Raw genomic sequence first — 17,696 nt, 5'->3', positions numbered from 1 at the left:
TTCAGCCCTGCTTGGCGCCCCGGTAAACGTTCACGCCGAGCTCGCGGATCTTCTTGCGCAGCGTGTTGCGATTGAGCCCCAGAAGGTCGGCTGCCTTGATCTGGTTGCCGCGAGTCGCGGTCATGGCCGCCAGAACCAGCGGAAACTCAACCTCGGCGAGCACACGCTGATAGAGGCCGGCCGGGGGCAGGTCGCCCCCGAATGCCGAGAAGTAGCGCTGAAGATAGTGCTCGACCGCTCGACCGATCGAAAGATCGTCGGGCAGCAGACGACCTTCAGAAGACTGCGGCTGCTCGCCGGTCTTGAGCTCTGCGTCGATGATCTCTGCCGAGATCTCGTCCTGCGCATAGAGCGCGGCGAGCCGGCGCACGAGATTTTCGAGTTCGCGCACGTTCCCCGGCCAGGGATAGCGCTTCATCAACTCGATACCGCCACTGGCGATCCGCTTGGCCTGCAGGCCCTCCTTCTCGCCCTGCTTGAAGAAGTGCCGGACGAGGTCGGGGATGTCTTCCGTCCGCTCGCGCAAAGGTGGAAGACGCAGCGGTACGACATTGAGTCGGTAGAACAAATCCTCGCGGAACAAGCCTTGGTTGATGAGCGCTCGAAGGTCCTTGTTCGTCGCTGCGACAATGCGCACGTCCGTCTTGATCGGAGTGCGTCCGCCGACGGTCGTGTACTCGCCCTGCTGAAGCACGCGAAGCAGACGCGTCTGCGCTTCCATCGGCATGTCGCCGATCTCGTCCAGGAACAGCGTGCCGCCCTCGGCCTGTTCGAATCGCCCACTCGAACGGTTCTGCGCGCCGGTGAAGGCCCCCTTCTCATGGCCGAACAGCTCAGATTCGATCAGGTCGCGCGGAATGGCTGCCATGTTTATGGCCACGAATGGCCCGTTGCGGCGGCGGCCATATTCGTGGAGCGCGCGCGCAACGAGTTCCTTGCCGGTCCCTGATTCGCCCATGATCATCACCGTCAGGTCGGTCTGCATCATACGGGCGAGCATGCGGTAGATGTCCTGCATGGCCGGCGAGCGGCCGATCAACGGCATCGCCTCGGGCTGTTCGTCAGCCCCACGGTCCGGGGAGGATCGTTTCGGCTCGGATAGTGCTCGATTGACGATGCCCAGCAACTCGTTGAGGTCAAAGGGCTTGGGCAGGTACTCGTAGGCGCCGGCTTCCGAGGCGCGAATCGCCGTCATGAAGGTGTTCTGCGCGCTCATGACGATGACCGGGAGGTCGGGGCGGGCCTTCTTGATTCGCGGCAGGATGTCGAAGGCATTCCCGTCGGGCATCACCACATCGGTTATGACGATGTCGCCCTCCCCGGCCGATACCCAGCGCCAGAGCGTTGCCGCATTCGAGGTCACACGGACCTCGTGGCCGACTCGCGAAAGCGCCTGGTTGAGCACAGTGCGAATGGCGGCATCGTCATCCGCTACAAGGATGTTGCCGCGCGGCCTCATCTCGCCTCTCATTCGCCACTCCCTTCTTGTGGAGGAGCCGCCTGCTTCCAGGCGGGCATGAGGACGCGGAACGTAGCGCCACGCGAGTTCGAATCGCATTCGACGATGCCGCCGTGCTCGCCGACGATCTTTGCGACCAGCGCGAGCCCCAGTCCCGAGCCGTTCGGCTTCGTGGTGATGAAGGGATCGAACAGGATGGGCAAAAGATCGTCGGGTATGCCCGGCCCGTTGTCACGGACACAGAATTCCATTGGCAGCGATACCCGGTCTTGCGAGCCCGGAACGGAAACGCGGATGCCGGGCCGGAAAGCCGTGGACAGCGTGATTTCGGCCGACGAAAGGTTGCCGGTCGCCTCGGCGGCGTTCTTGACGAGGTTCAGAAACACCTGAACGAGTTGGTCACGGTTCGCGTAGACCGAAGGAAGCGAGGGGTCATAATCCTCGATGAGCTTGATCTTGCTAGCAAACCCATTGCGGGCGATTGCCTTCACATGGTCCAGCACGACATGGATGTTCACCGGATAGCGATCGATCGGCCGCTCGTCGGAAAACACCTCCATGCGGTCGACCAGCGAGACGATCCGGTCCGTCTCGTCGGTGATCAGACGCGTCAGTGCCCGATCCTCATCCGACACGACACTCTCAAGGATCTGCGCCGCCCCTCTGATCCCGGACAGCGGGTTCTTGATTTCGTGCGCAAGCATGGCCGCAAGGCCGGTGACTGAACGGGCAGCGCCCCGGTGAGTCATCTGGCGGTCGATCTTGTCGGCCATTGACCGTTCCTGGAACATGACGACCACCGACCCCGGCAACTCCGGCACGGGAGCTACGTAGAGATCGACGATCTTCTCCACGCCGAGCCGCGGCGAGGAAATGTCGACGCGGTATTCGTTCACGGGCGCATTGCGCTCGCGAACCTGATCGATCAGAGTCAGAAGCGGGCTGCCGAATGGAACGAGCCTGTCGAGTGTGTAGCGCGACAGCACCGCCGTGCTCGACAGGAAGAAATCCTCCGCGTCGGCGTTGGCATAAGTGATCAGGCCATCCGGCCCGACCATAACGACCGGCCGGCGGATCGTGTTGAGCACGATCTGCGCGGCGGCATCCTGCGCCGAAGAAGGTGCCTTCATCTTCATGCCGCGCTCCGAAGCTCGGCGGCCACAAAGGCGCGCCGCAGCGCGTCCTTCACGTCGCTCGGATCGAGGGATCGCATGACGGCGGACCGCGACTCCGGGTCCGTGCTCGGGGCGTGCTTGTCGAGATACCAGCCGAGATGCTTGCGTGCCTGGCGCAGCCCGCTCTCGGCGCCATAGAAGCTAAGCATGTCCTCGTAGTGGCCGATGACGTAGTCGGCCAGAGCCGACAGGGTGGCAGCCTCGCTGCTCTCCTCGCAACCCGACGCCATGCGGGCGATGCTGCCTGCCGTCCATGGCGCACCATAGCCCGCGCGCCCCACCATCACTGCGTCGGCCGCGGACTGCTCCAAAACCTCCTTAGCGTCCGCAAGGCTTGCCACATCACCGTTCGCAACGACCGGGATCGAGACGGCTTCCTTGACGCGACGGATTGCCCGCCAATCCGCCCTGCCCTCGTAGAACTGGCAGCGCGTGCGCCCATGCACGGTCACCATCGCCACCCCTGCGGCCTCCGCCCGGCGCGCCAGGCTCGGCGCGTTCAAGGCGGCGTCGTCCCAGCCTAGCCGCATCTTCACGGTAACCGGAACTTCCACGGCACTCACCACCGCCTCGATCAGCGCTTCGGCGTGGTCGAGGTCGCGCATCAAGGCTGACCCGGAGTAGCCGCCTGTCACCTTCTTGGCCGGGCAGCCCATGTTGATGTCGATGATGTCCGCCCCCTCGCCCGCGGCGATCCGCGCTCCCTCGGCCATATGCATGGCCTCGCGACCGGCGAGTTGAACGACATGGATGTCCTCGCCGGAACGGTGGATGCGGCGCCGCGATTCGTCCCGGCCCTTCGCCAGTTCACCGCTTGCCACCATCTCCGACACGACGAGCCCAGCGCCATGCTCGTAGGCGCGCCTCCGGAAAGGGAAGTCCGTGATGCCCGACATGGGCGCCAGGAACACGCGATTGCGGATCGTCAGCCCTCGCAAGGTCAGGGGGTCGGAAAGTCTGGTCGTTCCACTCATGCACAAAAACAAAGCAGATTATGGCGATGCCTATTGCCTAGACAGATTTGCTTCGCACCGCAACGCTGGAGTTGTGTGAAAGCCTTGCAGCCAAGGAAATCGCTGGCCCCCGGACGACCTTGCGACTAAGCGTCTGGCATGCCTACCGACAGCCGACATACTGCCAACGACAGCGTAGCCGCCATCATCGTCGCCGCCGGCCGGGGCGAGCGCGCCGGCAGGGAGGGCGGTCCGAAGCAATACCGGCAGATCGGCGGCAAGGCCGTCATCGCCCGATGCCTGGAAGTGTTCCTTTCGCATCCCCGCATTTCGCATATCGTGGCCGTGATCCACCCTGATGACCACGAACTGTTCCGAGCCGCGGTGGGAGACCTTGCCGACAGGATTGTCACCGTAGAGGGTGGCGCCACACGACAGGAATCGGTGCTTGCCGGGCTCGAAGCGCTTAAGAACGCCGCCCTGGCAGCCGTGCTCATCCACGATGCGGTGCGCCCGTTCGTCACTGCCGACCTTATAGATCGCGTTTCGGCGACCGCCTTGAAAGGCACCGCGGCCCTGCCGGCGATTCCCCTGGCAGACACGGTGAAGCGCGCGGACGAGCGACTTTTCGTGACAGCGACTGTCTCCCGCGAGGACCTCTACGCCGCGCAGACACCGCAGGGCTTCCCCTATCGCACGATCCTCGATGCTCATCGGCGCGCGGTCGCGGAGAGGCTGCTGGATTTCACCGACGATGCGGCGATCGCCGAATGGGCCGGGCTCCCGGTCAGGATCGTCGAGGGCTCGCCGGACAACCGTAAACTCACCTGGACGAGGGACATCGAGATGGCCGATCGGCAGCTTGCGGGAAATAGCTTTCCCGACGTGCGTACCGGAAACGGGTATGACGTGCATGCCTTCGAGCCCGGCGAGCACGTGACGCTCTGCGGCGTCGCGATCCCGCACGACCGCCGTCTGATGGGGCATTCCGACGCCGATGTGGGGCTGCACGCGCTCACCGACGCGTTGCTGGCGACCTGTGGTGCCGGCGACATCGGTACGCATTTCCCGCCCTCCGACCCGCAATGGAAAGGGGCGGCGTCGCACCTGTTCGTCGAGCATGCGGCGAGCCTCGTCCGTTCCCATGGCGGCCGGATCGCCAATGTCGACGTGACCCTCATCTGCGAGGCGCCCAAGATCGGTCCGCACCGGGAGGCGATGACCGCAGTTCTTGCCGGAATACTGGGAATCCGGGAGAGTCGCATCTCGGTCAAGGCGACCACAAACGAGCGTCTCGGCTTCATCGGCCGGCAGGAGGGCATCGCCGCCATCGCCACGGCGAGCGTCGTCTTCCCCGGGCAGTTGGAGGACTGAGCGATGCGAGGACTAGCGGTGCGGTTCCTCAACGCTTGCGACGCTCGCGGCATCATGGCGGTCACTGCGGAATCCTGTACCGGCGGTTTGATTGCCGGCGTGCTGACCGACGTTCCCGGCTCGTCCTCGGTGGTCGACCGCGGTTTCGTGACCTACTCCAACGAGGCAAAGACGGAAATGCTCGGCATTTCGGCCGAGACATTGGCCGCCCATGGGGCGGTGTCGCGCGAGACCGCGCTGCAGATGGCGGAAGGGGCGCTCGCCCGCTCACGCGCAGGACTAGCTTTGTCGGTGACAGGTATAGCCGGTCCCGAAGGCGGCTCGGCCGACAAGCCTGTTGGGCTCGTCTGGTTCGGGGTTGCCGTGTCGGGCGGGTCGACACAGGCGGAACGGCGGGTGTTCCCGAACCGCGGACGCGCCTTCATCCGGCGCGAGGCGGTGCGGACGGCGCTTGAACTCGGGCTCGCCGCCCTCGGTGAAGCTCAAACCTCGGCCGGCCGTCCGTAAATCTGGTCCGCCCGCTTCTCGAACGCTTGCGAGAACATCCGGAACGCACGATCGAACATGGTGCCCATGACGGCGCCGAGCATCCGGCTGCGGAACTCGTATTCGATGAAGAAGTGGATGTCGGAGGATGCAGGCCCAGTCGCCTCGAAGCACCATCTGTTGGTGAGATATTTGAACGGGCCGTCGATGTATCTCACATCGATTCGATTCTCTTCAGGCTTGAGATGTACCTGGGTCGTGAAGGTCTCGCGGATGGCCTTGTAGCCCACCGTCATGTCCGCGACGAGGATGCTCTGCCCGTCCCGGTCACGGCGCGATCGCACCGTGAGCGCCTCGCAAAGCGGCACGAACTCGGGATATTTTTCGATGTCGGCCACCAGCGCGAACATGTTCTCTGCTGAGTGGCGGACATGTCTGACCGTCTCGAACTGCGGCATGAAACGTCAGACTGCCCTGTTCAGCATCGCCTCGCGCGCAGCCCTGAGGCGGGCGAAATCGTCGCCGGCATGGTGCGACGAGCGTGTCAGCGGGCTCGAGGCGACGAGGAGGAAGCCTTTCGACAAGCCGACCGTTTCGTACGACTTGAACTCGTCTGGCGGCACGAACCGTATCACCGGATGATGCTTCTTTGACGGCTGCAGGTACTGACCGATGGTCATGAAATCCACGTCGGCCGAGCGCAGGTCGTCCATGAGTTGCAGGACCTCGTTCCTCTCCTCGCCGAGGCCGACCATGATGCCGGACTTCGTGAAGATCGAAGGATCGATTTCCTTCACACGCTGCAGCAGCCGGACCGAATGGAAGTAGCGGGCGCCGGGCCGCACCGTGAGGTAGTTCGACGGCACCGTCTCCAGATTGTGGTTGAAGACGTCAGGCTTCGCCTCGACCACCACCTCCAGCGCTCCATCCTTGCGCAGGAAATCGGGCGTGAGGATCTCGATCGTTGTACCAGGATTCAGCGCGCGAATGCTGCGGATCACCGCCGCGAAATGGGCGGCACCGCCGTCGGATAGGTCGTCGCGGTCGACCGAGGTGATCACCACGTGGGACAGTCCCATCTTGTGCACGGCGCGCGCCACGCTCTCAGGCTCGGCCGGATCGAGCGGACCGGGAAGGCCGGTGGCGACATTGCAGAAGGCGCAGGCGCGCGTGCAGATCTCGCCCATGATCATGAAGGTGGCGTGCTTCTTGTCCCAGCACTCGCCGATGTTGGGGCAGCCCGCCTCTTCGCAGACTGTGACGAGATTGTGCGAACGCACGATCTCGCGCGTCTCGGCATAACCTTTGGAGTTCGGCGCCTTGACCCGTATCCAGTCCGGCTTGCGCAATACCTCCTGGTCCGGCCGATGCGCCTTTTCAGGGTGTCGCGGCCGGGCTTGGCCCAGATTGCGTGGATCCTTGTTCAAGAGGTCGATGGTGACCACTGCGGCTGTCTCCTCGGTGACTCTCGACTTAGTCACCGGCTGGCGATTGAGCAAGCCGAAACCCGCAGGAGAGGCCTGCGCGCGGCGCAGTTCGGATTCAGCCGAGCCTGCCGAGCACCGGAAAGGTTTCCAGCAGCCAGTAGGACATGCTCTGCACGCCTCCGGTCATGAACAGCACGCCGGCCACGACCAGGAGCGCGCCGATCGCCTTCTCGACGAGGCCGAGATGGACCCGGAAGCGCCCCAGGAAACGCATGAACGCGCCCGAGAAGAGCGCCGCCACCAGGAACGGGATGCCCAGGCCCACGGAATATGCCGCCAGCAGCAGTGCCCCCTCGCCCACCGTCGCGCTGCCGCCGGCCAGCGTCAGGATCGGACCGAGCACGGGCCCGATGCAGGGCGTCCAGCCGAAGGCGAAAGCCAGGCCCATTACATAGGCGGCGACGGCGCTGGCAGGCCTGCCCTGCGCCTGGAAACGGGCCTCGCGGAACAGCAGCGGGATTCTTATCACGCCCAAGAAGTTGAGGCCCATCAGGATGATGACGATACCAGCCGCGATTGCCAGCGGCTCCTGCCAAATCCTCAGCAACCGTCCGATGGTGGAGGCGCCGGCGCCGAGCGCCACGAACACGGTTGAGAAGCCGAGCACGAAGGCGAGCGATGTGACCAGCAGAAGTTTTCGCGTGCGAGTCGGTGCGAGGGGGCCATCTGTGCCCTTGCCGAAGTCGTCCACAGAAACCCCCGCCATGTAGCAGAGATAGGGGGGAACCAGCGGCAGCACGCAGGGAGACAGGAACGACAGCGCGCCTGCCCCCAGCGCGGTGAGATATCCTACGTCCAGTGCCATCCCTGCCCGAGCCCGTTTGAATTTCGGGCATATAGCCGCCCTTTCGTGCCTACTCCAATCACCTTGCCGTGGCGGATCGTCGCCGCCGAAGCGCCCAGATAGCGGATATGCTCCTATTCGAGCCGGTCGAATGACGCTTCACGCGGCGGGCAATGGTAGTGAATCGCCGATCGTGGTTCGGACGGAATACGGGAATGGAACGATACTGTTCGATCACGGATTCAGCGATTGACCCGCCATGCCGCTGCCCCTATGTTCCGCCGCACTTTCCGGGGCAGCGCAAACATGCCCCCCTGAGAGCGCGTAGCTCAGCCGGTAGAGCAACTGACTTTTAATCAGTAGGTCCTGGGTTCGAATCCCAGCGCGCTCACCAAAAAAATCAAGAGTTTGTTGAAATTCCGATTGCTACACGAGAGCAACCGGCGTTGCCGCAGGTGGTCGATGTAGCCGGCCAGCACGGTTCAGGGAAATATGACGTCGAGCAGGATCATCGGGCCAAATCTGCGGCCGGCCTAGTGGTTGAGTACGATCCGATACTCGCGACCGTAAGATTTCGCCTCCAGCGCCGTAGCTCAGTTGCCGACATTCCCCGGCTCGGATTTACCTCCGCCAACATGAGGGACCGGCCGGGGTTGATGATTTGCGGACTTCAGGCGCTAGGCCATGTCAAGGCGACCGTCCCTCAGTAGGACGCCGGGCAATCGACATACCGGCCGAGTCCGGTTCCGTCTTGGTGGCCGCCCCTCCAGCATAGACCGCTATCGGGCGCCCCCCTGTAATAGGAGCGTTCGCCCAGGGTCGGTGGCATGGAGGTGTAGTCGCCGCCATACGTATCGAAATTAGGCGGAGGGTCTCCGCCTCCGCCGGCAGACGGGCCCATGCCGCCCTGGCCGCCTATTCCGCCGCTGCTCTGCACCTGTATGACCGGGGACCGTCCGTCTGACGCCTGGACAGAGTCCGACGGGGATTGGGACATCGAGAGGCCTTTCAGTGGCGCAGCAACTACGCTGCCCGTAAAAGCCGTCATCATGCCGAGCGCCATTACGCCCGCGCGTGTTAGCTTCGAGAAACGCGTTTTCATTATTCGAACTCCAGTAGCGAGGTCAAACCTCTCCTGGATGTTCCGACCCTAGAACCGGTATCGTCATACCAGGATCACCCCCGCGCTTTGATCCATGTCAGTGACGCCGGAATTCTGCCCTTTGAGATAGGCGCACTTTGCTGTCCGTTTGCTCCTTAAGCCTTTCGGTGAAAGGGCCCACTCTACCGCACTTCCTTCAGTGTCACGCGGCGGAGGGTCTCCCCGCCTTTGAATGCCTGTCCCTGTGCTGCCGGCTATGTACGGGCAAAAAAAGCCGGGCTCGAATGCGGCCCGGCAAGATTGAAGGTCAAAACCTCCAGAGGGGAACACCATCCGGCGAAAATGGGAGGAGAACCGCCGGATGATAAACCCTATATGGGGCCTGCGGCGGGGATTTCAAAACCCCAGTTTTCCTAAAAAGCCGGATTCCAAGGAAAAGTCCTCCGCCTTTAGTCTAAATCGTGGGTTGCAGTCGCTGAATGGGACGATTGTACAGGGTGCTGTGGGTATGCGGTGCCCCGGCAATCGCTCGCGAAGGCACTGAGATCAATGCCCGATGATTCGGGCTATTCGCCTCGCGCCTGATCGATCACGAGATGCTGGATCAGGACGATCGTCTTGGCATCGCTGATCCGGCCGTCGCGGGTCGCACGGTAGGCCTCCTCGAGAGTCATCTCGACCACCTCTATGTCTTCTCCTTCGTGGATATGGCCGCCGCCTGCGGAAACCCGGTCCTCCTGCGAGTAGCGCGCGACGAAACAGGCAAGGCGCTCGGTGACGCTGCCGGGGGTCATGAACGGCACGCAGATCAGTTCGAGGTCGTGCAGTTGATAGCCGAGTTCCTCCTGCGCCTCGCGGCGGGCACAGGTCTCCGGATCGTCCTCGTCGAGCAGACCGGCGCATGCCTCCAGCAGCGGCTCCGGATGGCCCTGGAGGTAGGCGGGGAATCGGAACTGCCTCACAAGCAGCACCGTGTTACGGGCCGGATCGTAGGGCAGAACCGCAGCGCCATTGCCGCGATCGTAGGTCTCGCGAGTCTGTCGCTCCCAGTTGCCGTCCAGCCGGCGGTAATCGAAGACCGTGCTCTTGAGGACGCCCCATGCGTCGGAGAGAACCTCGGAAGATATCACGCGCACGCGGTCGTCCATGGCCGTCTCCAATCGATCTGCCACGGGCGTCGGCATACACGATGAGAGACGATCGTACCACTCGCCACCCGGGCGCTGACGGAGCGTAAGTGGGAGGGAACCGAATTCGAGCCTGTTCGTTGCCGGGCCATAGGGACGAATACGTAAACCGAGGAGACCACCATGAGGAAAATGCTGACAGGGATCTGCGCCTCGGCGCTTGCTGTCTCGATGGGGGTTACGGGCCTGCTCCCAGCGCAGGCCGCGCCCGTCTATGTCCAGACCACGGCGCCTGAGGCGAGCAGCGATGTCGTCAAAGTGCAGTCACGCGAGGATTACCGGAAGTGGCGTCGCCACATGCGCCAGGATCGTCGCGAGGCGCGCCGTTGGGACAACGATCGGCCGGGCTACTATCGCGGTTATCGCGGCTCCCGCTACCATCGCCACGGCTGGCGGCGTCACGGCGACTACTGGTTCCCGGCGGCTGCCTTCGTTGCCGGCGCGCTGGTGACGGGTGCGATCGCAAATTCGCAGCCCCGCGTCGTCTATCGCAGTGGGAACGCCCACACCCAGTGGTGCGCCAATCGCTACCGGTCGTACCGGGCTTACGACAACACATTCCAGCCCTACAACGGCCCGCGCCAACAGTGCGTTTCGCCGTATTGATTGCTCGGCTGAGGTCAGGCATCGATGGAACCCGCGCTCCGGCGCGGGTTCTTCGTTTTCAGCTTTGCGTCAGTGTCCGGCGCACGGCGTCGTGCCAGCCCTGCAGCTTGGCCGCGCGCGTCTCATGATCCATCCGCGGTTCGAACCGCCGCTCCAAGGCCCAGCTCTTCGAAAACTCCTCCGGACCGGGCCAGACGCCGGCCTGGTGGCCGGCAAGCCACGCCGCGCCGAGGGCGGTCGTCTCCAGAACGATCGGACGATCCACCGGCGCATCGAGGATGTCGGCCAGCCGCTGCATCGTCCAATCCGAGGCGACCATGCCGCCGTCGACGCGAAGCACGGTGCCGCCGGCTGGCGCGCCCCAGTCCCTCCTCATGGCCTCAAGCAGGTCGCCCGTCTGGAAGGCCACCGATTCGAGGGCGGCGCGGGCAAACTCGGCGGGCCCCGTATTGCGGGTCAGCCCGAAGATCGCGCCGCGCGCCTCCGCGTCCCAGTGAGGTGCGCCCAGACCGACGAAGGCGGGGACAAGATAGACGTTCTGTGCCGGGTCTGCCTCGGCTGCGAGTTCGCCGCTCTGTCGCGCGGTGCTGATGAGTTTCATGCCATCCCGCAGCCATTGAATGGCTGCCCCGGCGATGAAGATCGACCCCTCGAGGGCATAGGTGGTCCGGCCCCCTATCCGGTAAGCCACCGTCGTCAGAAGGCGGTTCGTAGAAGCCACCATGTCGGTCCCGGTGTTGAGAAGCGCGAAGCAGCCGGTTCCGTAAGTGGATTTCATCATTCCCGGCCGAAAGCACGCCTGCCCGATCGTCGCCGCCTGCTGGTCGCCGGCGACCCCGCGGATCGCGATCGGAGCGCCGAATAGCGAAGCGTCCGTGATGCCGAAGTCGTCCCCGCAGTCCTTCACCTCGGGCAGAAGGCTGCGTGGAATGTCCAGTATCGAGAGAAGCTCGGAATCCCATTGCTGCGTGGCGATGTTGAAGACGAGCGTACGCGAGGCGTTGGTCGCGTCGGTCGCGTGCACCCTGCCGCCCGTGAGCCGCCATATGAGGTAGGTGTCGACCGTGCCGGCAAGCAGTTCGCCGCGTTCTGCTCTCTCCCGCGCGCCGGAGACATTGTCGAGCAGCCAGGCGATCTTGGTGCCGGAGAAATAGGGGTCGAGCAGGAGCCCGGTCCTCGCAGTGAACAGTTCCTCCAGCCCCTCGCCTCTCAGCCGCGCGCAGAGCGGCTCGGTGCGGCGGTCCTGCCAGACGATGGCATTGTGAACCGGACGGCCGGTGGATCTTTCCCAGATCACCACGGTTTCGCGCTGGTTTGTAATGCCGAGTGCCGCGATCTGCGAGGGCTGCAGCCCCGCCTTGGCGATCGCCTCCCCGGCGGTGGAGACCACAGTTTCCCAGATATCCTCCGGGTCATGCTCGACCCAGCCGGAAGCGGGATAAAGTTGCGTGAACTCCTTCTGACTGGTGGCGACGGGCTTCATGGAGCCGTCGAAGACGATGGCTCGCGTCGATGTCGTGCCCTGATCAATGGCGAGGATGCACTCGTTCATTCCCTGATCTCCTCGCGAAGCGCATGGAGAGCATTCGCCACCCGCGCCATTCCGCGATCAGTCAGGCTGAGAATTCCGGAATCGTGATCGAAGTTCATGTCACCGCTTCGAATGGATGCCCGAACCACAGAATGATCCGGGCGAAACCACCTGCAATCCTCTGTGGGAACGCCCCGGGGATGAATCCCGTCTCCAAATATCATCGAGTAAGCTGCGAGGAATGCGGTGGAGCGCGGCGTCTCCATCTTAATATCTTCTGGCCCTTCGAGCCACTTGGACCTCACCATAAGCTCATCGAAGGGTTGGTCCTGAATAGTACACGCGGACGCGCCGTCTCGAGCGCGGCTGTCGGGATTCAGGAGATATCCGAAGGAACGGACCAGCCGCTCGATATTTTCTGAGTGCATTGCCCATCTCGCGAAAAGGGGACCGGGTCGATGCCCGGTCCCCCTGTAGGTTCTACTGCCAGCTCTTCACCAGTTCGTCATAGTTGATGGTGATCGGCTGTTCCTTCTCGTTCGCGATCTTGAGCTGCGGCGCGAGGTTGCCCTTCGAGACGGCATCCTTGTTCCAGTATTCGAGATCGTGCTCCTCCGCGAGCTTCGGCCCGATGTCGCCCTGGACGCCGGCGCGCTCGAGGCGCTCCAGCACCTTCTCCTGCTGGGCGCAGAGCGAGTCCATGGCCTCCTGGGCGGTCTTTGCGCCGGAGGAGGCATCGCCGATCGCCTGCCACCAAAGCTGCGCCAGCTTCGGATAGTCGGGCACGTTGGTGCCGGTCGGCGACCACTGCAGGCGGGCCGGCGAGCGGTAGAACTCGATCAGGCCGCCGAGCTTCGGCGCGCGATCGGTGAAGGACTTGTGGTCCAGCGTCGACTGGCGGATGAAGGTAAGGCCGACATGGCTCTTCTTCACGTCCACGGTCTTGGAGGTGACGAACTGCGCATAGAGCCAGGCGGCCTTGGCGCGATCCTCCGGCGTGGACTTCATCAGCGTCCAGGAACCGGCGTCCTGATAGCCGAGCTTCATGCCGTCCTTCCAGTAGACGCCGTGCGGCGACGGAGCGAAACGCCACTTCGGCGTGCCGTCCGCGTTGACGACCGGCAGTCCGTCCTTGACGAAGTCGGCTGTGAAGGCCGTGTAGGTGAAGATCTGCTGGGCGATCTCACCCTGCGACGGAACCGGCCCGGACTCCGAGAATGTCATGCCCTGTGCGGCGGCCGGAGCGTAGGCCTTCATCCAGTCAAGATACTTCTGGATGGAGTAGACCGCAGCGGGTCCGTTGGTGTCTCCGCCTCGAGCGACGCACGAGCCGACCGGACGCGAGTTCTCGTCGACCTTGATGCCCCACTCGTCGATAGGCTTGCCGTTCGGAATGCCCTTGTCACCATTGCCGGCCATGGACAGCCACGCGTCGGTGAAGCGCCAGCCGAGCGAAGGGTCCTTCTTGCCGTAGTCCATGTGGCCGTAGACCTTTTTGCCGTCGATCTCGCGGCCGGTGAAGAACTGGGCAATGTCCTCATAGGCCGACCAGTTGACCGGCACGCCGAGGTCATAGCCGTACTTGGCCTTGAATTCGGCCTCGTTCTTCTCGTCGTTGAACCAGTCGTAGCGGAACCAGTAGAGGTTCGCGAACTGCTGGTCGGGCAACTGATAAAGCTTGCCGTCCGGTGCGGTCGTGAACGACTTGCCGATGAAGTCGTCGACATTGAGGTTTGGATTGGTGACGTCCTTGCCTTCGTTGGCCATCCAGTCCGTCAGGTTCCGGACCTGCTGGTAGCGCCAGTGGGTGCCGATCAGGTCGGAGTCGTTGATGTAGGCGTCGTAGATGTTCTCGCCCGACTGCATCTGGGTCTGCAGTTTCTCGACGACGTCGCCCTCGCCGATCAAATCATGAGTAAGCTTGATGCCGGTGATGGCGGTGAATGCCGGGGCCAGCGTCTTCGATTCATATTCGTGCGTGGTGATCGTCTCCGACACCACCTTGATGTCCATGCCGGCGAAAGGCTTGGCGGCGTCGATGAACCACTGCATCTCGGCTTCCTGCGCCGCCCGGTCGAGCGTCGATATGTCGCCGATCTCCGAGTCGAGGAATTTTTTCGCTTCATCCATGCCCGCCCACGCATTTCCTGCCGCGAGCAGCAGGGCAAGCGCGGTGCTTGTCGCAAATAGGTTCGGTCTCATGCGTAGTCCTCCCTGTTGATCAAGTTCCAGACATCGCCGATCCAGCCGATGGAGGCCGGAACGTTAGTTTCCTCTCCCTAGACATAGCGGAACACGCCGATCGCGTAGACCGCCGAGAGGCCGAGTGCCCACCACAGGTTGGGCCCGACCAGGCCCAGCCAAGCGAGATGGATGAAGGCGCTGCCGAGCAGCGAAATGAAAAGACGGTCACCGCGCGTCGTCTCGAAGCGCAATATGCCGACGCGGGGATTTCCCCCGGGCGAGGCGTATTCCCATACCGCCATGAGCGCGAGCAGCAGGGCGATGGTGAGGAAGAACAGCGCGGTCGGGAATGACCAGGCCATCCAGCCTCCCGCCCTGAGCGGCGCGAACCAGTCGATGGCGCCGTTCTTGAGCGGCAGCACACTGGCGAGCAGAGCGGCCGTCGCGAGATAGGCGATCAGCACCACGATCAGCGGAATCTGCCAACGGCGGGTTGCGGTCATCACACCCTCCCCAGGGCAAAGCCCCTGGCGATGTAGTTGCGCACGAACCAGATCACGAGCGCGCCAGGGATGATGGTGAGCACCCCGGCGGCCGCCAGCACGCCCCAATCGAGCCCGGAGGCTGAAACCGTGCGCGTCATGATCGCCGAAATCGGCTTGGCGTTCGTGGTGGTCAGCGTGCGGGCGATCAAAAGCTCCACCCACGAGAACATGAAGCAGAAGAATGCAGCGACGCCGATGCCCGACGCGATCAGCGGCATGAAGATCTTCGTGAAGAAGCGCGGAAACGAATAGCCGTCGATATAGGCGGTTTCGTCGATCTCCTTGGGCACGCCGGACATGAAGCCCTCGAGAATCCAGACCGCCAGCGGCACGTTGAACAGGCAGTGCGCGAGCGCGACCGCAATATGCGTGTCGATGAGGCCGAATGCCGAGTAGAGCTGGAAGAAGGGCAGCGCGAACACCGCCGGAGGGGCCATTCGGTTGGTCAGAAGCCAGAAGAAGAGGTGCTTGTCGCCAAGGAAGCGGTAGCGCGAGAAGGCGTACGCCGCCGGAAGTGCCACGGCAATGGAGATCACAGTATTCAGAACGACATAGATGATCGAATTGATGTAACCCTTGTACCAGGACGGGTCGGTGAAGATCACCATGTAGTTGTGAATGGTCGGATCGCGCGGCCAAAGCGAAAGCGTACCGAGAATCTCCTGGTTGGTCTTGAAGCTCATGTTGACCAGCCAGTAGATCGGCAGGATCAAGAAGGCGATGTAGAACGCCGGGATCAGCCACCAGAAGCGGGATTGATCTCCGCGACGGCGCATTGCCCGGGCGACGTCGCCGGAGCCTGCCTTGGTAACCGCCGGCCCCGGCGCAGGGAGGCTGCCGGCTCGGGGAGACGTAACGTTCGCGTCCGCCATCTCAGCGCTCCGAGCCCGAGTTGGTCATGACGGTGTAGAACACCCATGAGAACAGAAGGATGATCAGGAAGTAGATGATCGACATCGCCGCGGCGGGGCCGAGGTCGAACTGGCCGACCGCCATCTTGACGAGATCGATCGACAGGAAGGTCGTCGAATTGCCCGGCCCCCCACCGGTGACCACGAACGGTTCCGTGTAGATCATGAAGGAGTCCATGAAGCGCAACAGCACCGCGATCAGCAGCACCCGCCTGATCTTCGGAAGCTGGATATGGCGGAAGATCGACCAGCGGGAGGCGCCGTCGATCTTCGCGGCTTGGTAGTAGGCATCCGGGATGGAGACCAGGCCGGCATAGCAGAGCAGGACGACGAGGCTCGTCCAGTGCCATACATCCATGACGATCACTGTTACCCAGGCATCGAGCGGATCGTTGACGTAGTTGTAGTCGACGCCGAGCGCGTTCATGACGTAGCCGAGAAGGCCGATATCGACGCGGCCGAACACCTGCCAGATCGTGCCGACGACGTTCCACGGGATGAGCAGCGGCAGGGCCATCAGCACGAGGCACACCGGAACGCCCCAGCCTGATCGAGGCATGTTCAGGGCGATCACGATGCCGAGCGGGATCTCGATCGCCAGGATCACGAACGAGAAGATCAGACTCCGCGCCATGGCCTGCCAGAAGCGGTCGGAGTGGAGCATCTCCTCGAACCACTCCGTGCCCGCCCAGAAGAACTGGTTGTTGCCGAAGGTGTCCTGCACGGAGTAGTTGACCACCGTCATCAGCGGGATCACCGCCGAGAAGGCGACCAGCAGCAGCACCGGCAGGACCATGAACCAGGCCTTGTTGTTCCAGGTCTTGTCCATGGTTCAGACCCCCGTCTCTATGCGCCAGGAGTCCTGGTAGAGATTGATGCCGACCGGATCGAAGCTGACGCGCGCATCCGCCGGGAGGGTCTCGTCCTCCCCCAGGATTGCCGCGATCTCGCGCCCTTCCAGGCTGGCGCGCACGATCTTGTGCCGCCCGACATCCTCCACCTTGGTGACGCGGACCGGAAGCCCGCTTCGGCCGATGCGCACATATTCCGGCCGGATGCCGAGCTCTATCCGCCCGGAAGCGTTCGCAGGAGGAAAGGGCAATTCGATGATCTGCGATCCGAGACGTGCCCGCGCGCCTTCGAGTTCGACCGGCATCACATTCATGCCCGGCGAACCGATGAAATAACCGACAAAGGTATGGCTGGGCCGTTCGAACAACTCGTCCGGGGTTCCGATCTGCACGATCTCGCCGTCGTACATGACCACCACCGTCTCGGCGAAGGTGAGCGCCTCCGTCTGGTCGTGCGTCACATAGATCATGGTGTAGCCGAACCGCCGATGCAGCTGCTTCAACTGCGAGCGCAGCACCCATTTCAGGTGCGGGTCGATCACCGTCAGCGGTTCGTCAAAGAGGATTGCATTGACGTCGGAGCGCACGAGCCCGCGGCCGAGCGATATCTTCTGCTTGTCGTCGGCCGTCAGGCGGCGCGCACGCGAGCCGGCTCGCTCGGAGAGTCCCAGCATGGCGAGGGTCTCCCGCACCCTGCCGTCCACTTCCGCTTCCGGCACGCCCCGGTTCCGCAGCGGGAAGGCAAGATTGTCGTAGACCGTCATGGTATCGTAGACGACCGGGAACTGGAACACCTGCGCAATGTTGCGCTCCTGGGTCGACAGGTCCGTTACATCGTGGCCGTCGAAGAGCAGGCGCCCGTGTGAGGGATGGAGCAACCCTGATATGATGTTGAGCAAGGTCGTCTTGCCGCATCCGGATGGACCCAGGAGCGCATAGGCGCCCCCGTCCTTGAACGAATGGTTGACCTGTTTCAGGGCAAAATCCGACGGTGCCTTTGGATTGGGGCCGTAGGCGTGGCGAATATGGTCGAGATCGATGCGCGCCATGCCGTCCTCCCT

Annotated in this window: 16 protein-coding genes and 1 tRNA gene; 4 read left to right on the top strand and 13 right to left on the bottom strand. The window is 63.2% G+C overall.

What is annotated here, in order from left to right; translation table 11 throughout:
• Window position 1: 1 nt before the first annotated feature.
• From ntrC to dusB, 3 genes are read right to left on the bottom strand one after another with little or no spacing between them, the layout of a single operon-like run.
• Window positions 2-1,459, bottom strand: a complete 1,458-nt coding sequence (gene ntrC / locus HUI96_RS00495; RefSeq protein WP_188253160.1) for a nitrogen regulation protein NR(I) — start codon at window positions 1,457-1,459, stop codon at window positions 2-4.
• 8 nt (window positions 1,460-1,467) lie between these two features.
• A complete protein-coding gene (locus tag HUI96_RS00490; protein ID WP_425299176.1) occupies window positions 1,468-2,595 on the bottom strand; it encodes a two-component system sensor histidine kinase NtrB in 1,128 nt (375 codons plus the stop codon).
• Window positions 2,592-3,608, bottom strand: a complete 1,017-nt coding sequence (gene dusB / locus HUI96_RS00485) for a tRNA dihydrouridine synthase DusB (RefSeq protein WP_188252670.1) — start codon at window positions 3,606-3,608, stop codon at window positions 2,592-2,594. The genes HUI96_RS00490 and dusB overlap by 4 nt, the downstream gene beginning before the upstream one ends.
• Window positions 3,609-3,746: 138 nt before the next feature.
• On the opposite strand from dusB, the gene HUI96_RS00480 reads away from it, so the two are divergent.
• Together HUI96_RS00480 and HUI96_RS00475 are read left to right on the top strand one after the other, a co-directional pair.
• Window positions 3,747-4,961 carry a bifunctional 2-C-methyl-D-erythritol 4-phosphate cytidylyltransferase/2-C-methyl-D-erythritol 2,4-cyclodiphosphate synthase gene (locus HUI96_RS00480; protein WP_188252669.1) on the top strand — a complete coding sequence of 405 codons (1,215 nt, stop codon included), beginning with the start codon at window positions 3,747-3,749 and terminating at the stop codon, window positions 4,959-4,961.
• A 3-nt stretch (window positions 4,962-4,964) separates the two neighbouring features.
• Window positions 4,965-5,468, top strand: coding sequence for a CinA family protein (locus HUI96_RS00475; protein ID WP_188252668.1), 504 nt, complete (start codon window positions 4,965-4,967; stop codon window positions 5,466-5,468).
• Here HUI96_RS00475 and HUI96_RS00470 read toward each other — a convergent pair.
• The 3 genes from HUI96_RS00470 to HUI96_RS00460 form a co-directional block, all read right to left on the bottom strand.
• Window positions 5,444-5,905 carry a type II toxin-antitoxin system RatA family toxin gene (locus HUI96_RS00470; protein ID WP_188252667.1) on the bottom strand — a complete coding sequence of 154 codons (462 nt, stop codon included), beginning with the start codon at window positions 5,903-5,905 and terminating at the stop codon, window positions 5,444-5,446. The genes HUI96_RS00475 and HUI96_RS00470 overlap by 25 nt on opposite strands.
• Window positions 5,906-5,911: 6 nt before the next feature.
• Window positions 5,912-6,892, bottom strand: a complete 981-nt coding sequence (gene lipA, locus HUI96_RS00465; RefSeq protein WP_337917782.1) for a lipoyl synthase — start codon at window positions 6,890-6,892, stop codon at window positions 5,912-5,914.
• Between the two features lie 97 nt (window positions 6,893-6,989).
• Window positions 6,990-7,739, bottom strand: coding sequence for a cytochrome c biogenesis CcdA family protein (locus HUI96_RS00460; protein WP_188252666.1), 750 nt, complete (start codon window positions 7,737-7,739; stop codon window positions 6,990-6,992).
• Window positions 7,740-8,036: 297 nt separating this feature from the next.
• Here HUI96_RS00460 and HUI96_RS00455 point away from each other — a divergent pair.
• A tRNA-Lys gene (locus tag HUI96_RS00455) sits at window positions 8,037-8,112 on the top strand.
• A 1,274-nt stretch (window positions 8,113-9,386) separates the two neighbouring features.
• On the opposite strand, the gene HUI96_RS00450 is transcribed toward HUI96_RS00455, so the two are convergent.
• Complete coding sequence (locus HUI96_RS00450) at window positions 9,387-9,968, bottom strand: NUDIX domain-containing protein (RefSeq protein WP_188252665.1); 582 nt, start codon at window positions 9,966-9,968, stop codon at window positions 9,387-9,389.
• A gap of 162 nt (window positions 9,969-10,130) precedes the next feature.
• Here HUI96_RS00450 and HUI96_RS00445 point away from each other — a divergent pair, with 162 nt between their 5' ends.
• Complete coding sequence (locus HUI96_RS00445) at window positions 10,131-10,613, top strand: BA14K family protein (RefSeq protein ID WP_188252664.1); 483 nt, start codon at window positions 10,131-10,133, stop codon at window positions 10,611-10,613.
• Window positions 10,614-10,671: 58 nt separating this feature from the next.
• Here HUI96_RS00445 and glpK read toward each other — a convergent pair whose 3' ends face one another.
• The 6 genes from glpK to HUI96_RS00415 all read right to left on the bottom strand — a co-directional run bounded on the left by glpK (window position 10,672) and on the right by HUI96_RS00415 (window position 17,684).
• Window positions 10,672-12,165, bottom strand: a complete 1,494-nt coding sequence (glpK, locus tag HUI96_RS00440) for a glycerol kinase GlpK (RefSeq protein WP_188252663.1) — start codon at window positions 12,163-12,165, stop codon at window positions 10,672-10,674.
• A 459-nt stretch (window positions 12,166-12,624) separates the two neighbouring features.
• Entirely contained in the window at window positions 12,625-14,346 is a 1,722-nt protein-coding gene (locus HUI96_RS00435; RefSeq protein WP_188252662.1) for an ABC transporter substrate-binding protein, read from the bottom strand.
• 77 nt (window positions 14,347-14,423) lie between these two features.
• Window positions 14,424-14,831, bottom strand: a complete 408-nt coding sequence (locus tag HUI96_RS00430) for a DUF2160 domain-containing protein (RefSeq protein ID WP_188252661.1) — start codon at window positions 14,829-14,831, stop codon at window positions 14,424-14,426.
• Window positions 14,831-15,649, bottom strand: a complete 819-nt coding sequence (locus tag HUI96_RS00425; RefSeq protein WP_188253157.1) for a carbohydrate ABC transporter permease — start codon at window positions 15,647-15,649, stop codon at window positions 14,831-14,833. The genes HUI96_RS00430 and HUI96_RS00425 overlap by 1 nt, the downstream gene beginning before the upstream one ends.
• Window positions 15,650-15,746: 97 nt before the next feature.
• Window positions 15,747-16,613, bottom strand: a complete 867-nt coding sequence (locus tag HUI96_RS00420; RefSeq protein WP_188252660.1) for a carbohydrate ABC transporter permease — start codon at window positions 16,611-16,613, stop codon at window positions 15,747-15,749.
• 3 nt (window positions 16,614-16,616) lie between these two features.
• Entirely contained in the window at window positions 16,617-17,684 is a 1,068-nt protein-coding gene (locus HUI96_RS00415; protein ID WP_188252659.1) for an ABC transporter ATP-binding protein, read from the bottom strand.
• Window positions 17,685-17,696: the final 12 nt, after the last annotated feature.

Source organism: Pseudaminobacter soli (ex Zhang et al. 2022) (assembly GCF_014595955.1).
In the GTDB taxonomy this organism is placed as follows: domain Bacteria; phylum Pseudomonadota; class Alphaproteobacteria; order Rhizobiales; family Rhizobiaceae; genus Kumtagia; species Kumtagia pseudosoli.
This window is presented reverse-complemented; position numbering and strand designations above follow the sequence as displayed.